This window comes from Pseudomonas sp. DWRC2-2 (assembly GCF_049897885.1).
Lineage (GTDB): Bacteria > Pseudomonadota > Gammaproteobacteria > Pseudomonadales > Pseudomonadaceae > Aquipseudomonas > Aquipseudomonas azotoformans_A.
Map to the genome: position 1 here is coordinate 106751 of NZ_JAFCXD010000004.1, position 25695 is coordinate 132445.

General features: G+C 61.4%; 25 protein-coding genes. 5 read left to right on the forward strand and 20 right to left on the reverse strand.

Annotation, left to right across the window (positions count from 1 at the left end; translation table 11 throughout):
- Window positions 1–6: 6 nt before the first annotated feature.
- The 12 genes from ACP7EW_RS19315 to ACP7EW_RS19370 form a co-directional block, all read right to left on the reverse strand.
- Window positions 7–633: a class I SAM-dependent methyltransferase gene (locus ACP7EW_RS19315; protein ID WP_426219030.1), complete on the reverse strand. Its 627-nt coding sequence runs from the start codon at window positions 631–633 to the stop codon at window positions 7–9.
- Between the two features lie 39 nt (window positions 634–672).
- Window positions 673–1317, reverse strand: coding sequence for a methionine ABC transporter permease (locus ACP7EW_RS19320; protein WP_033898824.1), 645 nt, complete (start codon window positions 1315–1317; stop codon window positions 673–675).
- A complete protein-coding gene (locus ACP7EW_RS19325; RefSeq protein ID WP_426219032.1) occupies window positions 1307–2422 on the reverse strand; it encodes a methionine ABC transporter ATP-binding protein in 1116 nt (371 codons plus the stop codon). The genes ACP7EW_RS19320 and ACP7EW_RS19325 overlap by 11 nt, the downstream gene beginning before the upstream one ends.
- The gene (locus ACP7EW_RS19330; protein WP_016974992.1) at window positions 2419–3234 is read right to left on the reverse strand and encodes a MetQ/NlpA family ABC transporter substrate-binding protein; all 816 of its coding nucleotides are present in this window, start codon (window positions 3232–3234) and stop codon (window positions 2419–2421) included. Before ACP7EW_RS19330 ends, ACP7EW_RS19325 begins: the two co-directional genes overlap by 4 nt.
- Complete coding sequence (locus tag ACP7EW_RS19335) at window positions 3231–4610, reverse strand: LLM class flavin-dependent oxidoreductase (RefSeq protein WP_426219034.1); 1380 nt, start codon at window positions 4608–4610, stop codon at window positions 3231–3233. The genes ACP7EW_RS19330 and ACP7EW_RS19335 overlap by 4 nt, the downstream gene beginning before the upstream one ends.
- Window positions 4610–5803 (reverse strand): SfnB family sulfur acquisition oxidoreductase, encoded by a 1194-nt coding sequence (locus ACP7EW_RS19340; RefSeq protein ID WP_426219037.1) that lies wholly within the window; start codon window positions 5801–5803, stop codon window positions 4610–4612. The genes ACP7EW_RS19335 and ACP7EW_RS19340 overlap by 1 nt, the downstream gene beginning before the upstream one ends.
- Window positions 5804–5829: 26 nt before the next feature.
- Window positions 5830–7071: an SfnB family sulfur acquisition oxidoreductase gene (locus tag ACP7EW_RS19345; RefSeq protein WP_426219038.1), complete on the reverse strand. Its 1242-nt coding sequence runs from the start codon at window positions 7069–7071 to the stop codon at window positions 5830–5832.
- A gap of 187 nt (window positions 7072–7258) precedes the next feature.
- Window positions 7259–8023, reverse strand: a complete 765-nt coding sequence (locus ACP7EW_RS19350) for a hypothetical protein (RefSeq protein WP_426219040.1) — start codon at window positions 8021–8023, stop codon at window positions 7259–7261.
- A gap of 313 nt (window positions 8024–8336) precedes the next feature.
- The gene (gene tcyN, locus ACP7EW_RS19355) at window positions 8337–9083 is read right to left on the reverse strand and encodes an L-cystine ABC transporter ATP-binding protein TcyN (RefSeq protein ID WP_133076547.1); all 747 of its coding nucleotides are present in this window, start codon (window positions 9081–9083) and stop codon (window positions 8337–8339) included.
- Window positions 9084–9086: 3 nt separating this feature from the next.
- On the reverse strand, window positions 9087–9752 hold the full coding sequence (gene tcyL, locus ACP7EW_RS19360) for a cystine ABC transporter permease (protein ID WP_010214112.1): 666 nt from the start codon (window positions 9750–9752) through the stop codon (window positions 9087–9089).
- Window positions 9752–10546, reverse strand: coding sequence for a cystine ABC transporter substrate-binding protein (tcyJ, locus tag ACP7EW_RS19365; protein WP_061434877.1), 795 nt, complete (start codon window positions 10544–10546; stop codon window positions 9752–9754). The genes tcyL and tcyJ overlap by 1 nt, the downstream gene beginning before the upstream one ends.
- Before the next feature lie 175 nt (window positions 10547–10721).
- The gene (locus ACP7EW_RS19370) at window positions 10722–11714 is read right to left on the reverse strand and encodes a D-cysteine desulfhydrase (protein WP_177111739.1); all 993 of its coding nucleotides are present in this window, start codon (window positions 11712–11714) and stop codon (window positions 10722–10724) included.
- A gap of 165 nt (window positions 11715–11879) precedes the next feature.
- On the opposite strand from ACP7EW_RS19370, the gene epsC reads away from it, so the two are divergent.
- A complete protein-coding gene (epsC, locus tag ACP7EW_RS19375) occupies window positions 11880–12806 on the forward strand; it encodes a serine O-acetyltransferase EpsC (RefSeq protein WP_016974984.1) in 927 nt (308 codons plus the stop codon).
- A gap of 260 nt (window positions 12807–13066) precedes the next feature.
- Window positions 13067–15028 carry a choline transporter BetT gene (betT, locus tag ACP7EW_RS19380; protein WP_426219578.1) on the forward strand — a complete coding sequence of 654 codons (1962 nt, stop codon included), beginning with the start codon at window positions 13067–13069 and terminating at the stop codon, window positions 15026–15028.
- Window positions 15029–15031: 3 nt separating this feature from the next.
- Here the strand turns inward: betT and ACP7EW_RS19385 are convergent, their stop codons facing one another.
- From ACP7EW_RS19385 to ACP7EW_RS19395, 3 genes are read right to left on the reverse strand one after another with little or no spacing between them, the layout of a single operon-like run.
- Entirely contained in the window at window positions 15032–15280 is a 249-nt protein-coding gene (locus ACP7EW_RS19385) for a hypothetical protein (RefSeq protein WP_426219043.1), read from the reverse strand.
- A gap of 2 nt (window positions 15281–15282) precedes the next feature.
- Complete coding sequence (locus tag ACP7EW_RS19390) at window positions 15283–15741, reverse strand: DoxX family protein (protein ID WP_426219045.1); 459 nt, start codon at window positions 15739–15741, stop codon at window positions 15283–15285.
- A gap of 44 nt (window positions 15742–15785) precedes the next feature.
- Window positions 15786–16517 carry an SDR family oxidoreductase gene (locus tag ACP7EW_RS19395; RefSeq protein ID WP_426219047.1) on the reverse strand — a complete coding sequence of 244 codons (732 nt, stop codon included), beginning with the start codon at window positions 16515–16517 and terminating at the stop codon, window positions 15786–15788.
- A gap of 120 nt (window positions 16518–16637) precedes the next feature.
- On the opposite strand from ACP7EW_RS19395, the gene ACP7EW_RS19400 reads away from it, so the two are divergent.
- From ACP7EW_RS19400 to mgrA, 3 genes are all read left to right on the forward strand, one after another.
- Window positions 16638–17528: a LysR family transcriptional regulator gene (locus tag ACP7EW_RS19400; protein WP_426219049.1), complete on the forward strand. Its 891-nt coding sequence runs from the start codon at window positions 16638–16640 to the stop codon at window positions 17526–17528.
- A gap of 161 nt (window positions 17529–17689) precedes the next feature.
- Window positions 17690–19018, forward strand: coding sequence for an OprD family outer membrane porin (locus ACP7EW_RS19405; protein ID WP_082781479.1), 1329 nt, complete (start codon window positions 17690–17692; stop codon window positions 19016–19018).
- A gap of 108 nt (window positions 19019–19126) precedes the next feature.
- On the forward strand, window positions 19127–20164 hold the full coding sequence (gene mgrA, locus ACP7EW_RS19410; RefSeq protein WP_426219051.1) for an L-glyceraldehyde 3-phosphate reductase: 1038 nt from the start codon (window positions 19127–19129) through the stop codon (window positions 20162–20164).
- Window positions 20165–20227: 63 nt separating this feature from the next.
- Here the strand turns inward: mgrA and tauD are convergent, their stop codons facing one another.
- The 5 genes from tauD to gshA all read right to left on the reverse strand — a co-directional run bounded on the left by tauD (window position 20228) and on the right by gshA (window position 25509).
- A complete protein-coding gene (gene tauD / locus ACP7EW_RS19415; RefSeq protein ID WP_426219053.1) occupies window positions 20228–21064 on the reverse strand; it encodes a taurine dioxygenase in 837 nt (278 codons plus the stop codon).
- 11 nt (window positions 21065–21075) lie between these two features.
- Window positions 21076–21912, reverse strand: coding sequence for a taurine ABC transporter permease TauC (gene tauC, locus ACP7EW_RS19420; RefSeq protein ID WP_426219055.1), 837 nt, complete (start codon window positions 21910–21912; stop codon window positions 21076–21078).
- Window positions 21909–22688: a taurine ABC transporter ATP-binding subunit gene (tauB, locus tag ACP7EW_RS19425; protein WP_017254560.1), complete on the reverse strand. Its 780-nt coding sequence runs from the start codon at window positions 22686–22688 to the stop codon at window positions 21909–21911. The genes tauC and tauB overlap by 4 nt, the downstream gene beginning before the upstream one ends.
- Window positions 22689–22704: 16 nt before the next feature.
- Complete coding sequence (gene tauA / locus ACP7EW_RS19430; RefSeq protein WP_426219057.1) at window positions 22705–23682, reverse strand: taurine ABC transporter substrate-binding protein; 978 nt, start codon at window positions 23680–23682, stop codon at window positions 22705–22707.
- Window positions 23683–23925: 243 nt separating this feature from the next.
- A complete protein-coding gene (gshA, locus tag ACP7EW_RS19435; RefSeq protein WP_177074439.1) occupies window positions 23926–25509 on the reverse strand; it encodes a glutamate--cysteine ligase in 1584 nt (527 codons plus the stop codon).
- Between the last annotated feature and the right edge of the window lie 186 nt (window positions 25510–25695).

Sequence of the window (25695 nt, forward strand, 5' to 3'; positions counted from 1 at the left end):
AAGCCGTCAGAGTTTGCGCCACACGCTGGCCAGCCAAGGCTGCTGCTCACGCGGCAGTCCGGCGGGGCGGTAGTAGTGTTCCAATTCCACAAAACCTGCGTGGGTGAGCAACGTTTGCCACGCCGCCAAGTCGTGATAAGACCCATAGCGCGGCCCATTCCAGCCTTCCTGATTCTCACCCCGAGGATTGGAGCTGAACAACACGCCCCTAGGCTTCAACGTCCCCTGCAACTGCTTGAGCACTCGCGGCAGTTCCTGCTTGGGAATATGAAACAGCACAGCATTGGCAAAAATCCCATCGAAGCGCTCGGCAGGCAGGTCCAGCTTAAGGAAGTCCTGCTGCAACACCTCGCAACCACTGTCTTCCCGCGCCATCTGCGCAAACCGCTCCGAGCCATCCAGGCCTACGGCGACGTGCCCCATACGCGTGAACGTCTGCAAATCCCGCCCCGGTCCGCAGCCAAAATCCAGCACGGTAAACGGCCCTGTGCCCTGGATATGCCTCAGCAAGGCGTCGATGTTCTGGCTCACATCATGATCGCGGGTGCCTTCACGGAAGTCCTCGGCCACCTTGTTGTAGTGGCCAAGGGTGGTGGAGGTGATCTGGTCGAGGTCGTCGGGCTTGAGGGGCATGGCAAGTAATACCGGGCACTGAGATGCCCCGACTATACCTCACCTCTTGTTGAGCACCCGCGCCAGGCGATCACCTCCCAACTGAATCACCGCCACCAGCATCACCAGCAACACGATCACCGTCAGCATGATCTGCGTATCAAAGCGCTGATAACCATAACGGTAGGCAATGTCGCCCAAGCCGCCCGCGCCAATCGCACCGGCCATGGCCGACGAGTTGATCATGGTGACCAAGGTGATGGTGAACCCGCCGACAATCCCCGGCAGCGCTTCCGGCAGCAGCACATGCCAGATGATGTGCCAGCGACGGCAGCCCATGGCTTGCGCAGCCTCGATCAGACCGTGGTCGACCTCGCGCAGGCTCACTTCGGCGATCCGTGCAAAAAACGGCGTGGCGGCAATGGTCAGCGGCACGACGGCGGCCCATACGCCATAGGTGGTGCCGACGATCAGCCGGGTGAACGGGATCAACGCCACCATCAGGATCAGGAATGGAATCGAGCGGAACAGATTGACGAACGCCCCCAGCACGCGGTTAAGCGCCGGGGCTTGATAGATGCCGCCTTTGTCGCTGGTCACCAGGAACACCGCCAGCGGAATGCCCACCAGCAGCGCGATCAATGACGACACGCCGACCATCAACAAGGTGTCGATGGCGCCCTGCACTAAACGATCAAACCACATAGCCCAGCACCTCTGCCTGTTGTGCCCAATTGCCGGCGCGGTTGCGCAACTCGCTAGCGTCGTGGGTCGATCCACTCACGGCCAGCAGCAGTTGCCCCAGGGCATGCCCTTGGATGCTTTCCACGCCACCCTGCAGCAAGCGCACGCGCCCGCCGAGTGCGCTGAACAGCGCGGCCAAGTCCGGCTCGTCGGTGTCGCTGCCGGTGAACTGCAAGCGCAGCACCACGGCGGCGTCGGCGGATGCCGGTGTGGCTTGCAAACGGCTCTGCAACTCGTCCGGCAGCCCGTGTTGCAGCGGTGCCAGCAGGGTTTTGCTGACGTCATGCTGCGGGTTGCCGAACACCTGCCACACCGGGCCTTGCTCAACGATGCGCCCGTGTTCCAGCACCACCACGCGGTCGCAGATTTCGCGGATCACCGCCATCTCATGGGTGATCAATACGATGGTCAAACCCAGGCGCTTGTTGATCTCACGCAGCAGGCCGAGGATCGACTGGGTGGTTTCCGGATCCAGGGCCGACGTGGCCTCGTCGCACAGCAGGATCTGCGGGTCATGCACCAGCGATCGGGCGATGCCCACCCGCTGTTTCTGCCCGCCGGACAGCTGCGCCGGGTAAGACTTGTGCTTGTCCTGCAAACCCACCAGTTCCAGCAGCTCGCGTACTTTCTGCTCGCGTTGCAGCTTCGGTACGCCTGCCACTTTCAACGGCAACTCGACGTTCTGCCACACCGTCTTGGCCGACATCAGGTTGAAGTGCTGGAAGATCATGCCGATGCGCCGACGCAGCTCCACCAGACGGTCTTCATCGAAGTCACCGATGTCGACCTGATCGATCAGCACGCGCCCGCTGCTGGGTTGCTCCAGGCGGTTGATGGTGCGGATCAGCGACGACTTGCCGGCACCGCTGCGGCCGATGATGCCGAACACTTCACCGCGCTGGATCGCCAGGTCGATGCCTTGCAAGGCATGCACGGTGCCGTCGTAGGTCTTGCCCAGGTTGATAAAGCGCACATGGGCGCGGTTCAGGTCAGGGTGCAGTTCGGTCTGCTCGGCGTCCCTGGGCGGCAGGCCCAGGTCGCGCAGCTGGGCGTTGGCGGCGGTCATTTTTTATCTTCCCAGCCGACTTGGTAGAGCTTGCCCAGGGATTTATCCAACGCAGCGCGCACGACTGGCGAATGTTGGTAGATGTCGACGAACTTGATCACCCGTGGGTCGGTTTTGCTTTTCGGCTGGATCACGAACTGGATCACGTATTCCGGGTGGTCAAGGCCGTCGAACAGCAGTGCCGACTCGGCATCGAAGGTCTTGGACAGGCGGATGTATGCCGGGTAGCCCTGCACCAGGTCGGCGTCGTCGTAGGCGCGTACCAGTTGCACGGCTTCGACCTGCAGGATCTTGATCTTCTTCGGATTGGAAACGATGTCCTCTTCGGTGGCCTTGTAGCCCACGCCCGGCTTGAGGGTGATCAGCCCGGCCTTGGCCAGCAGTTGCAGGCCGCGACCGCTGTTGATCGGGTCGTTGGCAATCGCCACGCTGGCGCCTTGGGGCAGGTCGTTGATGCTCTTGTACTTCTTCGAATACAGGCCGACGTTGTTGATGATCCCCGGCGCGTACGGCACCAGGTCAAAACCGGCGGCGGCCTTGGCGTTTTCCAGGAACGGGATGTGCTGGAAATAGTTCACGTCGATATCGCCGGCCGCGAGGCTTACGTTCGGCGCGATCCAGTCGGTGAATTCCACCAGTTCGACTTTCAGGCCTTGCTTGCCGGCTTCGGCGACGGCGGCTTCAAGGGGAATCGCAAAGGCCGCCGTGGTGCCGATTTTCAGCGGCGCATCGGCGGCGAATACCGCCGAGCTGAACAGTCCGAAAGCCAGGGCCAGTGCTTTGACTGGGTGAGCGAGTAGTGTCTTTTTCATAGGGTATTTCCAGTCAGAGAAGTCGTTTGGCGGTAGGTGGAGCCGGTGTGTTGTTCGGGAAGGCGGGCGTTGCCGTGGAAGACTTTTTCGCGCAGCGTGCCGGTCTCGTACGCGGTCTTGTAGGACCCACGCTTTTGCAGCTCCGGCACCACCAGGTCGATGAAGTCCACATAGCTTTCCGGGGTGACGATGCGCGTGAGGTTGAAGCCGTCCAGGCCGGTTTCGCTGATCCAGGATTCCAGCTCGTCGGCGACCTGCTCTGGTGAGCCGACCAAGGTGATGTAGCGGCCACCGAGGGCGTGCTGTTCCATCAACTTGCGCCGGGTCCAGTCGTTGTTCTGCAGGTTTTTGGTGGCGGACTGGATCGCGTTGCTCTTCACGTACTGGATAGGTTCGTCCAGCGCGTACTGGGCGAAGTCAATCGCAGTAGACGCCGAGAAATGCGCCACACCCGCCTCCGGACTGGCATAGCTCAGGTACTCGGCGTGCTTCTCCCAGGCCAGCGCTTCGGTGGCGCCCACGATCACGTTGAGACCCATGAACACCTTGATGTCATCCGGGTTGCGCCCGGCTGCCACGGCGCTGGCGCGTACCTTGTCCACCTGCACCTTGGTCGCCGCCTTGTTCTGCCCGCTGATAAACACGCACTCGGCATGCCGGCCGGCGAACAGCAAACCCCGATCGGAACTGCCGGCCTGGAACAGCACCGGCGTGCGTTGCGGCGAGGGCTCGCACAGGTGATAACCCTCCACCTGATAGAACTCGCCGTGGTGCTCGACCTTGTGCACCTTGCCCGGCTGCGCATACACCCGCGCTTGTGGATCGTTGAGCACCGCGTCGTCTTCCCAGCTACCTTCCCAGAGTTTGTAGAGCACCTCCAGATACTCATCGGCCTGGTCGTAGCGACGGTCATGCTCGACCTGCTCGGTCAGGCCCATGGCATTGGCGGCGCTGTCGAGGTAGCCGGTGACGATGTTCCAGCCGACCCGGCCACGGCTCAGGTGGTCCAGCGTGGACATGCGTCGGGCGAACAGGTACGGCGGCTCGTAGGTGAGGTTGGCGGTGAGGCCAAAGCCGAGGTTTTTAGTGACGGCCGCCATGGCCGAGACCAGCAGCAACGGGTCATTCACCGGCAACTGGATCGACTCCTTGAGCGGTACGTCGATCGAGTTCTGATAGACGTCATAGACACCGACGATATCGGCGATGAACAAACCATCGAACAGCCCGCGCTCAAGTGTTTGCGCCAAATCTGTCCAGTACTCAATGGACTTGTACTGGGTTGATGTATCCCGTGGATGGGTCCACAGGCCGTGGTTGATGTGCCCGATGCAGTTCATGTTGAAGGCATTGAGCAGGATTTTCTTCTTGGCCATCAGATGGTCCCCCGCAGTGGCGGGTTTTCATCGTTGAGGTAGTAATTGCCCACCGCGTGGTACTTCCAACGCACCGGGTCGTGCAGCGTATGCACGCGGGCGTTGCGCCAGTGGCGGTCCAGGCCGTGCTCGGCCAGGGTCGCCTGGCTGCCGGCGAGTTCGAACAAGGTGCTGCCGGCGACCAGGGAAATCTCGGTACTCAAGGCGCGGACTTCAGCGACGGCGATGGAGGCGGCGGCGACGGTCTCGGCATTGGTGTCAACCTGGGCGCGGTCGAGGCATTCACCCGAGCGTTCCAGCAGCGCCTCGGCGGCGTGCAGGCGGATGCTCAGGTGACCGAAGCTTTTCAGGGTCAGTGGGTCTTCGGTGGCTTTGTCGTTGCCGGAATCGATCCATGGGCGGGTCTTGGTGCGCACAAAGTGCAACGCATCCTCAAAGGCCGCGCGGGCGATGCCCGTGTCGATGGCGGCGTGGAGGATCTGCGCCAGCGGACCGACGGTTGTGGGGCGTTCAAAGGCGCTCTGGAACGGGATCACGTCTTGCGCGGCGACCCACACGTTATCGAACACCACCGAACCGCTGCCGGTGGTGCGCTGGCCGAAGCCGCTCCAGTCGTCGATCACGCTCAGGCCTTCGCTGTCGCGCGGCACAAAAGCGAGTTGCTGTACGCCCTGTTCATCCACCACCGACGTGGGGATGCGTTGGGCGTAGATCGCGCCGGTGGAGTAGAACTTGCGGCCGCTGATTCGAAACCCGTCGCCGTCACGGGTGATTTTGGTGACGCGGTCATGAGCCGTTTTTGTGCCCAACTCTGCCAGGGCGTTGCCGAAGCGTTGGCCTGCAAGAACTTCGGCGTACAGGCGTTTTTGCTGCGCCGGGCTGCCGTTTACGCGCAGCACTTCCAGGGCATAAAAATGGTTCTGCGGGATCTGGCCCAGGGAAGCATCCGCCTGGGCGATCAGCGCAATGACCTTGGCCAGGGTGACGTTGGACACGCCCGCGCCACCGTACTCCTTGGGCACGCTGATACCCCACAGGCCGGAGCGCGAGAATACATCCAGCTCAGGCAGCGGCAGGCGGCGTTCACGATCGCGCTGGGCGCTGTCGCGACGGAAGTCTTCGGCCAGGTCGCTGGCGACAATAAGGGCTTGTTCGTCGCTGGTGATAACCGCGACGTGGTGAGAAAGGGTCATGCGTATTTCTCCAGAGGTCTGGTCGGTTAAATCCAGGAGTGACGAGCCGGCAACGTGCCGTTCAAGCGATACGCGCCGATGGCGTGATACTTCCAACGCACGGGGTCGTGCAGGGTGTGCACGCGGGCGTTGCGCCAATGACGGTCGAGGTTGAATTCGGCGAGGGTGGCGCGGCTGCCGGCCAGTTCGAAGAGCTTTTCGCTGACCAGCAGCGATACCTCGGTGGTCAGCACCTTGGCTTCAGCCACGGCAATCGACGCACGGGCCGCGGACTGCGCGGTGATCGGCGCAGCGTTGACCTGGTCCAGCACCTGGCCAGCCTTGCGCAGCAGGGCTTCGGCGGCGTGCAGTTCGATCTTCAGCTTGCCGATATCGGCGATCACATACAGGTCATCACTGGCGCGTTCGACCTTGGCATCGATCCATGGGCGTGAACGTTCACGTACGAACGCGATGGTGTCGTCGAGCGCGCCGCGTGCGATGCCGGCGTCGATGGCCGCCTGGATCAATTGTGAAACGGCGCCCTGGATATTCGGGGTTTCGCCGATGCGCCAGTTTTCCACGACCAACTCGGCATCCACCGGCACTTGGTCCAGCAACACGGTGCCGCTGGCGGTGGTGCGTTGGCCAAAGCCGGACCAGTCATCGACGATGCGCAGGCCTTCGGTGCCACGGCGCACAAACGCCATGACCTGTTTACCGTCATCGTTGAGTGCCTTGACGGCAACCCAGTGGGCGAAGAGCGCGCCGGTGGAGTAGAACTTCTGGCCGCTGATCACATAGCCGTCACCCTCAGCGGTGATGCGCGCCTTGAGTTCCAGGGTGTTTTTGGTGCCGCGTTCCGGGCCGCCATTGCCGATGCGCCAGCCGTCGAGGACGCTCTGGAACAGCTGTTTTTTCTGGCGCTCGGTGGCGGCACCTTGCAACAGGTGCAGGATGCCGAAATGGTTCTGCGGAATCTGCCCGAGGGCCGGGTCTGCCGCACTGATGATCGCGAACACGTCGGCCAGGGTCACGAAAGACACCTGCGGGCCGCCGTATTCACGGGGAATGGAAATACTGCCCAACCCACTGCGGGTGAACTGTTCGAGCTGTGCCCATGGCAGCTTGCGCTGCTGGTCGCGCGTGGCGGCTTGCAGGCGCGCAGCCTGGGCGAGTTCATGGGCAGCCTTCAGCGCCTCTGCATCGTTGCGCAGCACGGCGGCTGGCAACAGCAGGGGGGCAATGTCCAGATCGCTCTGGGGGGGTGTTTGAGCCAAGTTAGACATCAGCGCCGCTCCTTGGCTGCACGTAATGCCCTGGCGTTGTGCACCGGGGTAATCCTGACCATACCGACCTCGCATTCAATGAAATAAAAACAGAAAAATCAGCGATGTCCGGTGGTCCGGTGCATATACCCTAAGCGTGTTAAATATATAAATAAACTAACTTTTGGGAATATGCATAGAAGGTCTGTCACCCAGGTGCGCAGGGCGATCCCAGTGGGCGCGGTTGATAGATCAGCGCCGCCCCGGCCAGACGGGGCGGCGCCTCGGCGGCAATGCGTAACATGCGGGCGGGTGCCCAGCGTGAGTTGTTGCCGACGCGATCCAGAATGCAGTACGTCACTTCCAGCCGACAGTCGTCGCCGGCCTCGATAATCACCGTCGAGGGTACCCACACTTGCACAGCGAAGCCGATTTCCTTGGCTTGGATTTTCGGTAGATCAAGGCGCACATCGCCCCAACGCAGGGTGATGGCATCGCCGGTGGTCATGTTGAGATACGGCTCGATGGTGAGCGGGATACCGCGCCTTACCTGGCAGGCGTTGACGCCGTAGCGACGAATGGTTTCGGGCAAGCCCACGGGGGCGAGATTCTGGTTTTCGTTGCCGCACAGCGACGAGGGCTGGCCACCCGGAAAGAGCGTCTTCACCTGCACGCGCGTCACGGCCGAACGGGCAGGGGCGTGGCCCACTTGCATGACCTGGTAATGCACTTGGGTCGGGCCGTCCAGCACAAAACTCTCCGGCACCCGTAGATGGGTAAGTGTGCCGATCTTGCAGGCGGTCACCCGACGCGAAGCGGCAAAGCAATTGTTCCAGAACAGCTCGATCAGGTCGCCTTCATCCATGCCGGGATACGGCGCGATGTCGACCTGCAGGTGGGCGGCGGCGAGGGCATTGATGCCATTGCCGATGGCCTGGGGCAGCGTCGGGGCGGTGAGCAGGGGGGGCGTCATAAATAATCTCCTTGATGCAGCCAGCAGCAATCGCTCCGGCCCCTTGGCGCAGGCAAGCGCGGTGGGCCGAACAGAACGATTCAGTGAATAGCCGGGATAGGATCCAATCCTCTGGGCGCTAGATAAGAGGGTTGGGCGCGGAGCGTCAATGGCGGCAAAGGGCTAAACGGCGGGTTTGGAGATATTCAGAAGGGTCTGACTGGTGCGGGGATATTCGCGCGGGTGTGGTGGGGTGTTTTGCAGGTTGGAATGAGGACTTCGTGTAGGAACAGGCTTTGTATGGGAGCTGGCAAGCCAGCTCCCATACAAAGCTTCAGTGGGCGAGGAATTTGCTCAGAAACTGCTGGGTGCGCTCTTCCTTGGGGTTGGCAAACAACGCCTTGGCTTCACCTTGTTCCACGATCACGCCCTTGTCGAAGAAGATCACCCGGTTGGCCACATCCCGCGCAAAGCTCATCTCGTGGGTGACGATGACCATGGTACGGTTTTCTTCGGCGAGGCTGCGGATGGTTGCCAGTACTTCACCCACCAGTTCCGGGTCGAGGGCCGAGGTGGGCTCGTCGAACAGAATCACCTCCGGTTCCATGGCCAACGCACGGGCAATCGCCACGCGTTGTTGCTGACCGCCCGACAGGCGCCGTGGATAGGCGTCTTCCTTGCCCGCCAGGCCGACCCTGGCGAGCAGCTTGCGACCCAGGGCGTCAGCCGCCTCCCGTGGCATCTTCTTGACCACGATAGGGCCTTCGATGACGTTTTCCAGCGCCGTTCGGTGGGGGAACAGGTTGAAGCTCTGGAACACAAAACCCACGTGCTGGCGCAGGCGCCGCACCAGGCTGGCCTGCTGGTTGATCGGCTTGCTGCTGTCGATCTCGATGTCGCCCACCTTGATGCGACCGCTGGTGGGTTGTTCGAGGAAATTCAGGCAGCGCAGGAAGGTGGTCTTGCCGGAACCGCTGGGGCCGATGATGGCGATGACTTCGCCTTCCTTGACCTCCAGGTCGATGCCGTTGAGCACCACCTGACCCTTGAATTGTTTGGTCAGTTTTTCAACCACGATCATGCTTCAGGACTCCAGGTCATGCCGGTTGACCCGGTCTTCCAGGCGATTCTGCAAATGCGCCAGGATGCTCGCCAAAATCCAGTAGATCAGGGCAGCGGAGAGATACATGGTGAAGATTTCAAAGGTCCGCGCCGACACCAATTGTGCCTGGCGGAACAGCTCGGGCACCTGGATGGTAGCGGCCAGCGCCGTGTCCTTGACCAGCGAAATGAAGCTGTTGCCCAGCGGCGGCAAAGCCGTGCGCATGGCCTGCGGCAGGATGGCCCGGCGCAGGGTCTGCGCACGGGTCATGCCGATACTGGCCGCAGCTTCCCATTGGCCGCGCTCGATGGAACCGATGGCGGCGCGCAGGATTTCACAGGCATAGGCGGCCATGTTCAGCGAAAAGCCGATCATGGCCGCCGGGATCGGATCCAGCTCGATGCCCACTTGCGGCAAGCCGTAGTAGATCAAGAACAGCTGTACCAGCAAGGGCGTGCCGCGAAAGAACGACACGTAGACTCGGGCAAGCCAGCTCACCAGCTTGAAGCGCGACAGGCGCATCAAGGCCAGGCCGAAACCCAGCAGCAAACCGAAAAACATCCCGCCGAGGCTGAGGATCACCGTGTAGTACGCGCCCTTGAGCAGAAAGGGCGCGGAGTCCAGCGCGAGTTGGAAACCTGCTTCCATTATTGAGTGACGTCAGCGTTGAAGTACTTCTCAGACAGCTTCTTCAAGGTGCCGTCGGCGCGCAGTTTGTCGAGGGCCTTGTTCACCGCGTCGAGCAGTTCTGGCTCGCCTTTGCGCAGGGCAATACCGGCTTCCTGACGGGAGAAGGCGTCGCCGGCTGCGGCGGTGTCAGGGGCTTTCTTGGCGTATTCCAGGGCGGCCAGGCGGTCGATCAGGATGGCGTCGATACGGCCGATGCGCAGGTCCTGGAACTTGGTCGGGTCGTCGTTGTAAGTCTTGATGAGGGCTTTAGGCTGATTGTCCTTGAGCCATTGTTCGTAGTTGGTGCCCAGGCCCACACCGACTTTCTTGCCGGCCAGGTCATCGGCGGTCTTGATCGCGTCAACGTTCTTCTTCAGGACCAGTGCCTGAATACCGGAGACGGTGTAAGGCTTGGAGAAATCGTACTTTTTCTTACGCTCTTCAGAGATGGTCACTTGGTTGACCACGGCGTCCAAACGCTTGGATTCAAGGGCTGCGAGGATGCCATCCCATGGAGTGGCCTGCAGCTTGACCTTCACGCCCAACTCCTTGGCCAGGGCTTCGGACAGCTCCACTTCGAAACCGCTGAGCTTGCCGCTTTCATCGACGAAGCTGAACGGTGGGTAGGTGCCTTCCAGGCCGATTTTGATCTCGCCTGCTTTCTTGATGCTGTCCAGCTGTTCGCCAGCGACTGCTTGGCCGATCAGGCCAGCGCCGAGTGCCAGGCCCAAAGTGCCAACCAACAACGTGCGACGGAATACGGAAATAGTCATGAAGAGCCCCTGTGTTTTTTGTGATGTGCGAAGCAGGTGACGCGGTAGTCGTATCCTGCCTTAAAGCGCGTAGCGCGTCTTCGCCTACGGCGCGATGATAAAGCCGGTTTTTAAGACTTGAAAATAATATTAAATCACCCAGTTATTCTTTTATGGAATAACATGGTCAGCGTTTTTAGAACGCCGAGTCATAGGCGAACAACGCTGGCGCGCCACCGGTATGCAGGAAAATGATCGGCCCGTCCTCAATCCGTTGACGCCCAATGCCATCCAGCAACCCGGCCATGGCCTTGCCAGTGTAGACCGGGTCCAGCAGCAGACCTTCCTGGCTCGCCAGCAGCTTGACCGCCGCCAGGGTGCCGGCGTTCGGTTCGCCGTAGCGCGGTCCGAAGTATTCGTCCCATAGGATCACCTTGAAGGCTTCTGGAATCTCCACGCCCAGCAACTCGGCGGTGCGCTCGGCCAGGCCTTCTACTTTTGGGCGCTGGGCTTCTTCAGTACGTGAGACGGTGACGCCAATCACGGGCAGGTTCGGCAATACCTCGCTCAAGGCCAGCGCCAAGCCACTGTGCGTTCCCGCACTCCCGGAGGCCAAGACCACGGCGGCAAACTCGATGCCACTGTCTTCGATCTGCCCGGCCAGTTCCAGTCCGGCGCGCACGTAACCCAATGCACCGAGGGCATTCGAGCCGCCAATAGGCACCAGATAAGGTTTTTTGCCGTTGCTGCGCAGGCGGTCGGCGAGGGCGTTGAGCTGGTCGTCGACGTTGTCGAGGTTCTCCACCAACTCCACCTTGGCGTCGAACAACTCCAGCAGCAGACGGTTGCCGTTGCCCAGGTAGTTGGGGTCTTCGGTGCCGGTGGGGTTTTCCAGCAGGGCCACGCAGCCCAGGCCGAGCTTGGCGGCCAGTGCAGCGGTCTGGCGCACGTGGTTGGACTGGATCGCGCCAGCGGTCACCAGGGTGTCGGCGCCTTGGGCGATGGCATCGGCGGCGAGGTATTCAAGTTTGCGCAGCTTGTTGCCGCCCATGGCCAGCGGCGTGGTGTCGTCGCGCTTGACGTAGATATCCCTGCCCAACCAGGCCGACAGCCGCTCGAGTTTTTCCAGGGCAGTGGCGCCACCCAGCAGTTCCAGGCGGTTAAAACGGTCGAGCTGTTGTTTGATCATGGCTACGCACGGTTGATGAGTATGGGGCGACTATAGGCAGGCACTTTTCATCGGGCAACCGTCAATCGCTTATTCCGGACGGTTCTTAGCATCACACCATTGGTTCTTAAGGGCGGCCAGGGTGCATACCGTAAAGTGATGGCCATTTCGTCAGGAGTGAATACCGTGAGTGAGCGTTCCAGTCATTGGCAATTACAGACCATCGTCAGCCAGCTGCGCAGCGCCCGGGACCAGTGGCGAACGCGCAATGGGCGCTTGAGTGGAGAGCATGGTGGTCGTGAGTTGCCGTCCCGCGAGGCGGTGGCGCAGATTCTAGAGTCGTTGTGCGGCGCACTGTTCCCCATGCGCCTGGGCCCGGTGGACCTGCGTGAAGAGAGTGAAGATTTCTACGTTGGCCACACCCTCGATGTGGCGCTCAACGCCTTGCTCGGCCAGGCCCGCCTGGAGTTGCGCTACGCTGCACGCCAAGGCGCTAAAGACGACAGCGAAGTCGACGCGCTCGCCATCCGCCTGATCCAGGATTTCGCCCTGGCCCTGCCGTCCCTGCGCAGTCTGTTGGACACTGACGTGCTGGCCGCCTACCACGGCGACCCAGCCGCGCGCAGCGTGGATGAAGTGCTGCTGTGCTATCCGGGCATCCTGGCGGTGATTCACCACCGCCTGGCCCACCACCTGTACCGTGCCGGCCTGCCGCTGTTGGCGCGCATCAGCGCGGAAATTGCCCACTCCGCCACCGGTATCGATATCCATCCCGGCGCGCAGATCGGACCGAGCTTTTTCATCGACCACGGGACCGGCGTAGTGATCGGCGAAACCGCGATTATCGGCGAGCGCGTGCGCATCTACCAAGCTGTGACGCTGGGCGCCAAGCGCTTCCCGGCAGACGAGGACGGGCAGTTGCAGAAAGGCCATCCACGCCACCCGATTGTCGAGGATGACGTGGTGATCTACGCCGGGGCGACGATCCTGGGGCGTATCACCATCGGCCAGGGCTCGACCATCGGCGGCAACGTGTGGCTGACGCGCAGCGTACCGGCGGGGGCGAATATCACCCAGGCCAACCTGCAACATGATGACGGCACGCAAAAGTGATGGCACTTCCCGTGAGCGCTGAGGACTAAGCTTGCCTTGGGCTGGCGTAGGAAATGTCTACCACTCAGCCCTGCGATTAGTCCCAGACCGCCCATCCATGTTTAACTTGAATGCTCGTTCAAGTTAAACCCGGTGTTTCGCTGCCCGCTCACAACAGGAGGCTTACCTTTGCTGAGTCCGTTATTGACAGCCACATCTCACTCCCTCGGGGTGCATCGTTCATGAGTGCATCGTCCACCCCTACCAGCGGCCAGGTGCGCATGAACGCGCCGGTCTTCTACTTCGCCGCGACGTTTATCCTGCTGTTCGGCATCACGGTCATCGCTATCCCGCAACAGGCCGGTGCCTGGCTGCTGGCGGCGCAAAACTGGGCGGCCAACACGGTCGGCTGGTACTACATGCTGGCGATGACCCTGTATCTGGTCTTCGTGGTGGTCACCGCGTTATCGGGCTACGGCAAGATAAAACTCGGTGCCGACCACGACGAGCCCGAATTCAGTTACCTGTCCTGGGCCGGCATGCTGTTCGCCGCCGGGATCAGCATCACGCTGTTTTTCTTCTGCGTGTCCGAGCCGCTGACGCACCTGGTGCAGCCGCCCCAGGGCACGCCGATGAACGCCGATGCCGCGCGCCAGGCCATGCAGATTCTTTTCCTGCACTGGGGCCTGCACGGCTGGGGCGTGTTCGCCTTTGTCGGCATGGCCCTGGCGTATTTCGCCTACCGGCATAACTTGCCGCTGGCGTTGCGTTCGGCGCTGTACCCGCTGATCGGCAAGCGCATCAACGGTCCCATCGGCTACGCGGTGGATGGCTTCGGCATTATCGCCACGGTGTTCGGGCTTGGTGCGGACATGGGCTTTGGGGTGCTGCACCTCAATTCCGGGCTGGACTACTTGTTTGGCATTGCCCATACCCAGTGGATCCAGGTCGGTCTGATCACGCTGATGATGGGCGCCGCGATCATCGTCGCCGTGGCCGGTGTCGATAAAGGCGTGCGCGTGATGTCCGACATCAACATGCTGCTGGCCTGTGCGTTGCTGCTGTTCGTGTTGTTCGCCGGGCCCACCCAGCACTTGCTCAACACCTTGATCCAGAATATCGGCGACTACCTGGGCGCCTTGCCGACCAAGAGTTTCGACGTGTACGCCTACGACAAACCCAGCGACTGGCTGGGTGGTTGGACGGTGTTCTACTGGGCCTGGTGGATTGCATGGTCGCCGTTCGTGGGCCTGTTTATCGCGCGCATTTCCCGTGGCCGCACCATCCGTGAGTTCGTGTTTGGCGTGCTGCTGATCCCGCTGGGCTTCACCCTGGCGTGGATGTCGATCTTCGGCAACAGCGCCATCGACCAGGTGCTCAACCACGGTATGGCCGCACTCGGTCAGTCGGCCATCGATAACCCGTCGATGAGCCTCTACCTGCTGCTGGAAACCTACCCGTGGAGCAAAACCGTCATCGCGGTCACGGTGTTTATCAGCTTCGTGTTCTTCGTGACCTCCGCCGATTCGGGCACCGTGGTGCTGTCCACCCTGTCGTCCAAAGGCGGCAACGCCGATGAAGACGGGCCGAAATGGCTGCGGGTGTTCTGGGGTGCGATGACCGCGCTGGTCACCAGTGCCTTGCTGTTTGCCGGCAGCATCGATTCGCTCAAGTCGGCGGTGGTACTGACCTCGTTGCCGTTCTCGATGATCCTGCTGCTGATGATGTGGGGGCTGCATAAGGCGTTCTATCTGGAGTCGCAAAAGCAGATCGCCCAGTTGCATTCATTGGCACCGATTTCGACTGCTCGCAAGGGACGCGGCGGCTGGCGTCAGCGTTTGAGCCAGGCCGTGCACTTCCCGTCGCGAGACGAGGTGTACCGTTTCCTTGACTCGACGGTGCGCCCGGCGATTGAAGAAGTGACGGCGGTGTTTGTCGAGAAGGGTTTGAATGTCGTGACGCAACCTGACCCCGCCAACGACAGCGTCAGCCTGGAAATCGGCCATGGCGAGGAGCGTCCGTTCATCTACCAGGTGCAGATGCGCGGCTACTTCACGCCGTCATTTGCCCGTGGCGGGATGGGCTCCAAGGAGCTCAACAACCGTCGCTACTACCGGGCGGAAGTGCACTTGGCCGAGGGTAGCCAGGACTATGACTTGGTGGGCTATACCAAGGAACAGATCATCAACGACATCCTCGACCAGTACGAGCGTCACCTGCAGTTCCTGCACTTGGTGCGCTGAGGCTCAGGCCCTGAGGTACAGGGCCAGTGCCACCAGGGGCACGCCGAACACGCCACTGCCGATCACCAGCTCCGACACCAGGGGTTGGCCGGCAGTGACGACCCCTACAGCGCCATTGACCACCGCCACCCCCAACCAGATCGCCACAAAGCTGTAGGCCAGAATGGGCCGGCTGACGCCAAGCTTCTGCCCGATCAACAGCATCAGTACCAGCATGATCAAGCCTGCGCTGATCACCAGGGTGGTGTGCATGTTCAGAGCTCCTTGCCCAGTGTGTTGTCCAGGGAATAGCGGCCGGCACCGCGAAACACCAGGTACAACGATAGCAGCGCCATCAGCACCGGGTACTCGATGCCTCGGTCGATCCACGGCCACGTCGGCCCCAGCAAGTAAGCAATGGTCAGCATCTGCAGGGTCATCATGGCCGCGACCAGCCGTGTGCCCAGGCCGAGTATCAACAGCAATCCACCGACTGCTTCCAGCAAGGCCACCAGCAGACCGATCAGCTCCGCCTGCGGCAAGTGCAGGCGGTTCTGGATCAGATTGATGGACGCCGCCATCGGGTCGGCCATCGAACCATGGGCGTTGCCCAGCAATTTGGGCAGGCCATGGGTGAGCATGATCACCCCAAAACCTGCGCGCAGCAGCGCATAGGCCAGGGGTTCGGCGTAGCGGTAAAGCGGGGCGAGTGCGGGGATCAACAAGGTTGGCATGATAGAGCTCCACAAAGAGAACATCGCTGGCCCGGATGTGTGACTTAGACCAGCCCGCCATTGGCGCGCAGGATTTGCCCATTGATCCAAGCACCGGCCGGGCTCACCAGAAACGCCACCACGCGGGCGATATCTTCCGGTTGGCCAAGGCGTTCCAGCGGCGGCATCTTGGCCATGCCCTGGATCTGCTCTTCGCTCTTGCCGTGCAGGAACAACTCGGTGGCGACTGGGCCTGGCGCCACGGCGTTGACGGTAATCCGACGCCCGCGCATCTCTTTGGCGAACACTTGGGTCAGGGACTCCACCGCCGCCTTGCTGGCGATGTACACCGCGTAACCTTGGAAGTTGAGGCCGACGGTGCTGCTGGAGAAGTTGACGATGCGTCCGCCGTCATTCAGGCGGGTGGCGGCTTCGCGCAGGGCGTTGAAGGTGCCACGGGTGTGGATATCGAAGTTCTGGTCGTAGAGTTCGTCGCTGTGCTGGGCCAGGGGCAGCGTCTTGAGGATGCCGGCGTTGTTGATCAGCACATCCACCTTGCCCAATTGCGCCTCGGTTTCGTCGAACAGGCGCTTGATGTCGGCGGGTTTGGCGACGTCGCCTTGGATCGCTATGGCTTGGTGGCCGGCCTGGCGCAGTTCCACTACCAGCTTCGACGCCTCGGTGGCGCTGCTGGCGTAGTTGATGGCCACGGCGTAGCCGTCGGCAGCGAGTTGCTTGGCGATGACGGCGCCAATGCCACGGGAGGCGCCGGTGATGATTGCTACTTGAGTCGTCATGATCTGGGTTCCTTGAACGGGGTGTGGAAGCAGATTCACACGTTTACCCAGGCCGATAAATGCGCCAGAGTTGCCTTGACTGTTCAATAATCGCCAACAATCGGCGTGTAGGAGTGCAGCGTGGATCAAGTCAAAGCCATGAAGGTCTTCGTGCGGATTTACGAGCGTTCCAGCTTCACCCTGGCGGCCGATGACCTGAATCTGCCCCGTGCGACCCTGACTCACACCCTCAACCAATTCGAAGCTTGGCTCGGCACGCGCTTGTTGGAACGCAGCACCCGGCGTGTGCGACCGACCCTCGATGGCGAGGCGTATTACCAACGTTGCGTGCAGCTGCTCGCGGAGCTGGAAGAGGCCGAGCTGGCGTTCCGCAGCGTGGCGCCCAAGGGGCGTTTGCGCGTGGACCTGCACGGCACGCTGGCCAAGTATTTTGTGGTACCGGCGCTGCCGGAGTTCATGGCGCGTTACCCGGATATCGAGCTGTCCATCAGTGAGGCGGATCGCTTTGTCGACCTGATCGCCGAGGGCGTCGATTGCGTGCTGCGTGCGGGCACCCTGGGGGATTCCGCGTTGATTGGTCGGCGCGTCGCCAACCTGCGCCAAGTGACCTGCGCGAGCCCCGCTTATCTGCGCAAATACGGCGAACCCAAGCGCCTGGCCGAGCTGAGTGAACACCGCGCGGTGAACTACGTGTCGCGCACCACGGCCAAGCTGTTTCCGTTCGAATTCATGGTCGATGGCGAGTTGCAGGAAGTGAGTATCGACGGCGCATTGTCGGTGTTCGGCGCGGAGATTTATTCGGCCAGCGCGGTGGCCGGACTCGGCATTATCCAGTGCCCGCATTACCGCATGGCCGAGCTGATCGAGCAGGGCGTGATGCGAGAAATTCTCCAGGAAACACCGCCACCTTTGATGCCGGTATCGGTGCTGTATCCACAGAATCGACACATGTCGCCGAGGGTGCGTGTGTTCGTCGACTGGCTCGCGGAAATCTTCGAAAACGCCCGCTAACCCCCGTAGTTAAAGGGTTTCATGAATTTAATTTCATCCGCCTACATCGCGTTTTGACGCGGAACTGTCATCTGGCCACTGCGTAATTGTGTGAAGCGTTTGACGCTTTCATTTCAGAACAGTGACGGAGACCGGTAACAATGAAGACGTTGATAAGCCCTATGGTGGGTGCCGCCATGGCGAGCTTTATGCTGTCCGCCCACGCCGATTTTATCGATGACAGCCACGCCGATGTGACCCTGCTCAACCGCTACCTCAACCAGCAGGGGCGTGATGTGGTGAACAGCAACGCCAAGGCCCACAGCATTAGGGATTGGGGCCAGGGGTTCGAGTTCAACTTCAAGTCCGGCTACACCGAAGGCCCGGTGGGTTTTGGCCTGGACCTGCAGGCGTTCTACGGGTTGAAGCTGGACTCCGGCGGTGACCTCAATGACAAGGAACACCAGGGTCGCTACCCCGGCAGCATGTTCCCGCTGGACAACGGCAAATCCGCCGACCAGTTCGGTGTGTTGAGCCCGACGTTCAAGATGCGTTTCGCCAAGGATGAACTGCGTGTCGGCACGCTCTACGGCAACAACCCGATACTCGCCAACACCGACGGGCGCCTGTACCAGCAGACCAACACCGGTGTGCAACTGGTGTCCAAGGACCTCAGCGACTTCACCTTCACCGGCGGCGATATCTTCAAGACCAAGATCCGCAACGAAACCGGCGACCAGGGCATGATCACCGCCGGCGGCACCAAAGAGAGCGATCGCTTCCTGTTCGGCGGTGCGGATTACACCGGCATCCAGAACACCACGGTCAGCCTGTGGTATTCCAACCTTGAGGATTACTACCAGCAGTTTTTCCTCGGTGCCAAGCGCCATGACGCGTTATCCGTGGGTGCCATCGACACCGACCTGCGTGTATTCCGCAGCCTGGGGGTGGGCGGCAACGCCGACGGTGACAAGGACTACGCCGCGAGTGGTCTGTACGGCGACGGCGTGAACAAAGGCCGCATCAACCAGACCACCGCCAGCTTGCTTGAGAGCTACAGCCTCGACGGCCACACCGTCGGCCTGGGTATCCAGAAAAACAGCGGCGACAGCGACTTCCCGTACCTGGACTCCGGCCTGAACAGCGGCGACAACCGCCAGGGCCCAGGCTCAGGCGCCGACACCCCGGCGCTGACCAACATGCAGTTGAATAAATTTCAACACGCCGGTGAGCGCACTTGGCTTGCGCAGTACAAGTATGACTTCGGTAAGCTTGGCCTCACGGGCCTGACGTTCTCCGCCGCCTATGCCCACGGTGATGACATCCGCACGGCGCAAGGCACTACCAGCGAATGGGAACGTAACGTCGCCGTGGCCTATCAAGTGCCCACCGGCACTCTCAAGGGCCTGGGTGTGACCTGGAAAAACGCCCACGCCAGCCCGGACATCAGCGGTGCCACCGTGCAGGATGAAAACCGCTTCTATGTGAGTTATGTCGTTCCACTCTGGTAGGCAATTGCTGTAGAACGGAACGGCAGACTTAAGCGATTCAGCTGGTTAAAAGGCCTGGGAATAACCTTATTCCCAGGCCTTATTTGCCGACGTCCAAGAGAGGATTCGATGACTTACATTGCTGCCGAAAACCGCTATGAATCTATTCCGTACCGCCGTGTAGGCCGCAGTGGATTAGTGCTGCCTGCACTGTCCCTGGGCCTGTGGCACAACTTTGGCGACAGCACCCCGATCGACACCCAGCGCTCCCTGCTGCGCACCGCGTTCGACCTGGGCATCAACCACTTCGACCTGGCCAACAACTATGGCCCGCCCTATGGCAGCGCCGAGATCAACTTCGGCCGTTTGCTGCGCGAAGACTTCAAGCACTATCGCGACGAACTGATCATCTCCAGCAAGGCCGGTTGGGACATGTGGCCCGGCCCTTACGGCCAGGGCGGCGGCTCACGCAAATACGTGCTGGCCAGCCTCGACCAGAGCCTGCAACGCCTGGGCGTCGACTACGTGGACATCTTCTACTCCCACCGTTTTGACGCCGACACCCCCCTGGAAGAAACCGCCAGCGCCCTCGCCACTGCCGTGCAACAAGGCAAGGCGTTGTACATCGGGATCTCGTCCTACTCGGGCGTGAAAACCCGCGAAATCGCCGCGCTGCTCAAAGAGTGGAAAGTACCGCTGCTGATTCACCAACCGGCCTACAACCTGCTCAACCGCTGGGTGGAAAAAGACCTGCTGGACACCACCGAAGAACTCGGCGCCGGGGTGATCGCGTTCACGCCACTGGCTCAGGGCCTGCTGACTGACAAGTACCTCAACGGCGTACCGGCGGATGCGCGAGTGAATCGTCCGGGCGGTGGTTCGTTGCAAGCCAAGCACCTGTCCGAAGCCAACATCGCCCACGTGCGTGCGCTGAATGAAATCGCCCAACGCCGTGGTCAGAGCCTGGCGCAACTGGCATTGGCCTGGACGTTGCGCGATCCACGGGTGACCAGTGCGCTGATCGGTGCGAGCCGGCCGGAGCAGATTATCGAGAACGTCGGGGCGTTGAAAAATCTGCATTTCAGTGCAGAAGAATTGGCGGAGATTGATCGGTTTGCGCTGGAAGGTGGGATTAACTTGTGGGAAAAGCCGTCCACTGCTGAATAATCTAACGCCACTCGATCAAATTGTGGGAGCGGGCTTGCTCCCACATTTAATCCTCGGCGGGATTTAGAACGGCACATCCCCCAAAATCGTCGCCCGGTGCATCACCCGCCGCTGCGGCCGGTAATCATCCACCGCGTAATGCTGCGTCACGCGGTTATCCCAGAACGCCACATCGTTTTCCTGCCAACGCCAACGAATGGTGAACTCCGGGCGCGTCGCGTGGGCAAACAGCAGCTTCAGAATCGCCTCGCTCTCCGCCGGTTCCAGCTCGTTGATCCTGGTGGTAAAGCCATCACTGACAAACAGCGACTTACGCCCACTCACCGGGTGCGTGCGCACCACCGGATGCGACAACGGCGGGTTCTTCTTGCGGGTTTCTTCCCAGCGCGCCAGGTCTTCGGCGGTGTTGCCAAAGCGCTCCAGCGGGAAGGATTTGGTGAAGTCGTGGGTCGCGGTCAGCCCGTCGAGCAGGCGCTTCAACGGCTCGGACGACGCCTCATACGCCGCAATCCCGCTGGCCCACAGCGTATCGCCGCCAAACGCCGGCAGCAGCTTGGCGCTGAGTACGGCGCCCAACGCCGGGGTGGGCAGGAAGGTCACGTCGGTATGCCACACGGCGTTGTCACGCACGTCGGTGACGGCGGTGTCGAGGATCAGCACTTCGGGCTGTTCCGGCACGTTGGGGTAGATCGGATGGATATGCAGGTCACCAAAATTCGCCGCGAAGCGTGCTTGCTGTTGCGGGTTGATCGGTTGATCGCGGAAGAACAGCACCGAGTGGGTGAGCAACGCCTGTTCAATGGCATCGCGCTCTTCAATGTTCAACGGCTGGGTGATATCGACGCCACTGATCAGGGCACCCAATGCGGTGCTGATGGGGGTAACGGTCAGGCTGCTCATGCGGTTCTCACTCAATGTGCCTGGCCATGCCACGGCACTAATTTACGCTGCAGGGCACGCAGGCCCATTTCCATGGCGAAGGCGATCAGGGCGATGACCAGGATGCCCAGCACCACCACGTCAGTGACCAGGAACTGCGCCGCCGACTGCACCATGAAACCCAGGCCGCTGGTGGCCGCGATCAGCTCGGCGGCGACCAATGTCGACCAGCCCACGCCCAGGCCGATGCGCACGCCGGTGAGGATGTCGGGCAGGGCGCTCGGCAGGATCACATGCCGAATCAGCTGGGCACGGGTGGCGCCCAACGACTGCGCCGCGCGCAGCTTGGCCGGGTCGACCGTGCGCACACCGGTCGCGGTGGCGATGGCAATCGGCGCGAAGATTGCCAGGTAAATCAGCAGCACCTTGGACAGCTCGCCAATGCCGCACCAGATCACGATCAGCGGCAGATAGGCCAGTGGCGGGATCGGGCGGTAGAACTCGATCAGCGGGTCGAGGACGCCACGGGCGATACGGTTGGAACCAATGGCGATCCCCACCGGCACGGCGGTCAGCACGGCAAAACCCAGGCCCAGGCCGATACGGCTGAGGCTGGCGCCCAGGTGTTGCCACAGGGTTGAGTCCATGTAGCCCGTGGTCGCCAGCAGCCAGCCTTTTTGCAGCACGGCAGACGGCGGCGGCAGGAACAGTGGTTCGATCAAACCGGTGGCGGTCACGGCCCACCAGATAACCAGCAACGCGACCAGGGTCAGCAGGCTGATCCAGCGGGTGCTCAGGCTGCGCCGCACCGGGATAACCGCGTGCGCCGCCGGCTTGGTGGCCGTGACGGGAAGTTCGTAGCTGCTCATGCGGACACCTGCCGTTGGGAGAACACTTTGCCCAGCACGTGTTCGCGGGTTTCGATAAAGCGCGGGTCGGACTTGATCGCCCGCGCCGACTCACCGGCGGCGTAGCGTTGGCCGAAGTCCAGGCTCAGGCGTTCGACGATCTGGCCAGGGTTGGGCGCCAGCAGGATCAGGTCAGTGGCGAGGAAGACCGCTTCTTCGATGTCGTGGGTAATCAGGAACACCGGCTTGGCCGTGCGCCGCCAGACTTGCAGCAGTAGCTCCTGCATCTGTTCGCGGGTGAAGGCGTCGAGGGCGCCGAAGGGTTCGTCCATCAGCAACACGCGAGGGTCGGCCGCCAGCGCGCGGGCGAGGCCGACACGTTGCTTCTGCCCACCGGAAAGTTGCCAGATGCGGCGGCTGTCGAAACCGGCCAGGTCGACCAGCGCGAGCATTTCCCGGGCGCGTACTTCACGTTGCGCCTTGGGCACACCGGCCAGCTCCAGGCCGAAGCCGACGTTGGCCAACACATCCTGCCAGGGCAGCAGGGCGTCGTCCTGGAACACCACGCCGCGTTCGGCGCTCGGGCCTTTGACCGGCACGCCGTCGAGGGTGATGCGCCCGGCGGACGGTTCGACAAAGCCGGCAATCAGGTTCAACAGCGAAGTCTTGCCACTGCCGGACGGGCCGAGGGCCACCAGCAATTGCTGGGGCCCCAGGTCGATTGAAATGTCTGACAGTACCGGTTCTGTGGCGCCTGGGTACTGTGCGCTGATGCGCTCCAGTTGTAGCAAGGCCATCGCGATGAACTCCTGATCAGTTAGTAATGAACTTGGCGCTGACGTAAGGGGCGTAGTCCGGCAGCACGGCGTCGACCTTGCCTTGCTCCTTGAGGAACGCGGCGGTATCGGTCACGGCCTTGGTGGTCGGTGCGCCCAGCAGGGTCGCCTGGTCGGCGGCCAGCGGGTAGACGTTGCCTTGCAGCAGCAGTGGGATGTCGCTGGCCTTGGCGCCGGAGAGTTTCACCAGTTTTTCGACGTTGCCTTTGTCGGCGAGCCAGGCTTGTGGGTCTTTACGGTAGGCGGCGTAGGCATCCAGGGTGACTTTGGCAAACGCCTTGACGATTTCCGGGTGCTTCTCGGCAAAATCCTTACGCACGATCCAGGCATCGAAGGTTGGCGCGCCAAACTTGGCCAGTTCGCCGGAGGTGATCAGCACCTTGCCGTTTTCCTTGGCGACGCCCAGGGCGGGGTCCCACACGTAGGTGGCGTCGATATCACCACGCTTCCAGGCGGCGATGATCGCCGGTGGTGCGAGGTTGAGGATGGTTACTTTGGACGGGTCGATGTTCCAGTGTTTCAACGCAGCCAACAGGCTGTAGTGACCGGTGGACACGAATGGCACGGCGATTTTTTTGCCGATCAGGTCCTGCGGGCTGTTGATCCCCGAACCGTCGCGCGCTACCAGGGCTTCGGCGCCGCCGATCTGGGTGGCAACGAGGAAGGTTTCCACCGGTACTTTGCGGGTGATCGCAGCGGTCAGCGGGCTGGAACCGAGGTAGCCGATCTGCACGTCGCCGGACGCGATGGCGGCGATGATGTCGGCGCCATTGTCGAATTTGCGCCAGTTGATCTTGGCGTTGGTGGCTTTTTCGTAGGCGCCGTCGGCCTGGGCGACTTTGGCCGGGTCCACGGTGGTCTGGTAAGCGATGGTCACATCCGCCGCCTGGGCAAACAGGCTGGCACCGGCCAGGGACAATGCGGCCAAGAGGCGCAGAGGGGTAAGCAGTTTCAAGGGGAAGCTCCTCAATCAGGCGGCCGAGGGTCGGCGTGTGAGGAGACTAAATGATCTAAGAATTCGAAAATAAATAACATTTTCGAATTAGCTTATGAGGAGAAGTGAACGTGGATCCTGAGGCGCATAGGTCAAATGTGGGAGCGGGCTTGCTCGCGAATGCGGTGTATCCGTCAGCACATCAATCACTGGCAGGCCGCATTCGCGAGCAAGCCCGCTCCCACAGGGGTTTGTGTACGATCTTTAGTTGCTGATGGCGAGGATGCTGGCCTGGTACGAGCCAACAAATACGTCAAAATCACCCACTTCGTTCTGCTCCAGCTCCGCCTGCTGTGCCAGCGATTTGCGTGCCAGTTCTTCAAACTGCGCTTGCTCTTCGGCCGGCAGCGGTTCGCTGCGGAAATGCTCGGCGTGCAGTTGGCTCTGGTGCAGGGAGAACTGCGCAAAACTTTCCTTACGCTCGGCCATCGCCGCCAACACCTGGGCTGACGGGGTCAGGGACGAATCCTTGACCTTCGCCAGTTGGGCATCCAGCGCCTGGCTGTGCTCGGTGATGCCGTGGCTTTCATCCAGCAAGGCGGCCAGTGGCGCAATCTGCTCCAGCAGTTCGGCAGCCCATTCCTTCATGTCCACAGGCTGGCCCTGACGCTGCAATTGCAGGCCGGGACGACGACCTTCCTTGACCACGCTGAGGAAGTTGGAGGTGGCGTTGCCGCACTCGTTGTCGGCGAACAGCGGGCTGTCGTTCAACGCGCAGTACAGCAGGAAGGCGTCGAGGAAACGCGACTCCGGCAGGTCGATACCCATCGGCAGGAACGGGTTGATGTCCAGGCAGCGCACTTCGATGTACTGGATGCCACGGGCCACCAGCGCCTGGATCGGCCGTTCGCCGGTGTAGGTCACACGCTTGGGGCGGATGTTGGAGTAGTACTCGTTTTCGATCTGCAGGATGTTGGTGTTGAGCTGTACCCACTCACCGTCCTGATGGGTTCCGATTTCGACGTACGGTGCGTAGGGCGTTGCCACCGCTTCACGCAGGCTGTCGGTGTAGCTGCTCAAATCGTTGTAGCACGGCGTGAGGCCGGCCTGGGCGTTGCTCTGGTAACCCAGGTCGCTCATGCGCAGGCTGGTTGCGTAGGGCAAGTACAGCGTGTCGGCGTCGAGCACTTCCAGCTGGTGCGAACGACCGCGCAGGAAACCGGCATCCAGGGCAGGGGATGCACCGAACAGGTACATCAGCAGCCAGCTGTAACGGCGGAAGTTACGGATCAGCGCGATATAGGCGGTGGACTGGTAGTCGCGGTCAGTGCCGACAAATCCTTCAGTCTCTTTAAGCAACGGCCACAGCGCTTCCGGCAACGAAAAGTTGTAGTGGATGCCAGCGATGCACTGCATGGTCTTGCCATAACGCAGGGCCAAACCCTTGCGATACACGTACTTGAGCTGTCCGATATTGGACGTGCCGTAGTAGGCAATCGGAATATCTTCCTCAGCCGGCAACGGGCACGGCATCGAGGGGCTCCACAGGTATTCGCTGCCCAGCTTGGTGTAGGCAAAGCGATGGATCTTGTCCAGGCTGCTCAGGGTATCGGCCGGGTTGGGCAGGGCGGGAGTGATGAACTCCAGCAGCGATTCCGAGTAGTCGGTGGTGATCTGTTCGTGGGTCAACGCGGCGCCCAGGGCTTCAGGGTGCGGCGTTTGTGCCAGTCGACCCTCACCGGTGACACGCAGGCATTCGCGCTCGATGCCGTGCAAGCACTGCTCTAGCAGGGAGAGGTGTTCGCGCTTGCCGAGCAGGGCCAGGCGGCGGTTGAGAAGTTCGCTCAAGTTGGATTCCTTCACGCGTCAGTCGCCCCAATATGGGGGTGGGCAGGACGGTCTACAAGGGTGAAGTTAAAACTGGCGTGATCGCCTGGTTTAGAGTCGATTTAACCCGCTCTGAAAATGCCGACTTCACTCCATGAATTTGGCTACAGCGCAGCGAGAAAATTCCGACGCCGTGATTGCAGCGCC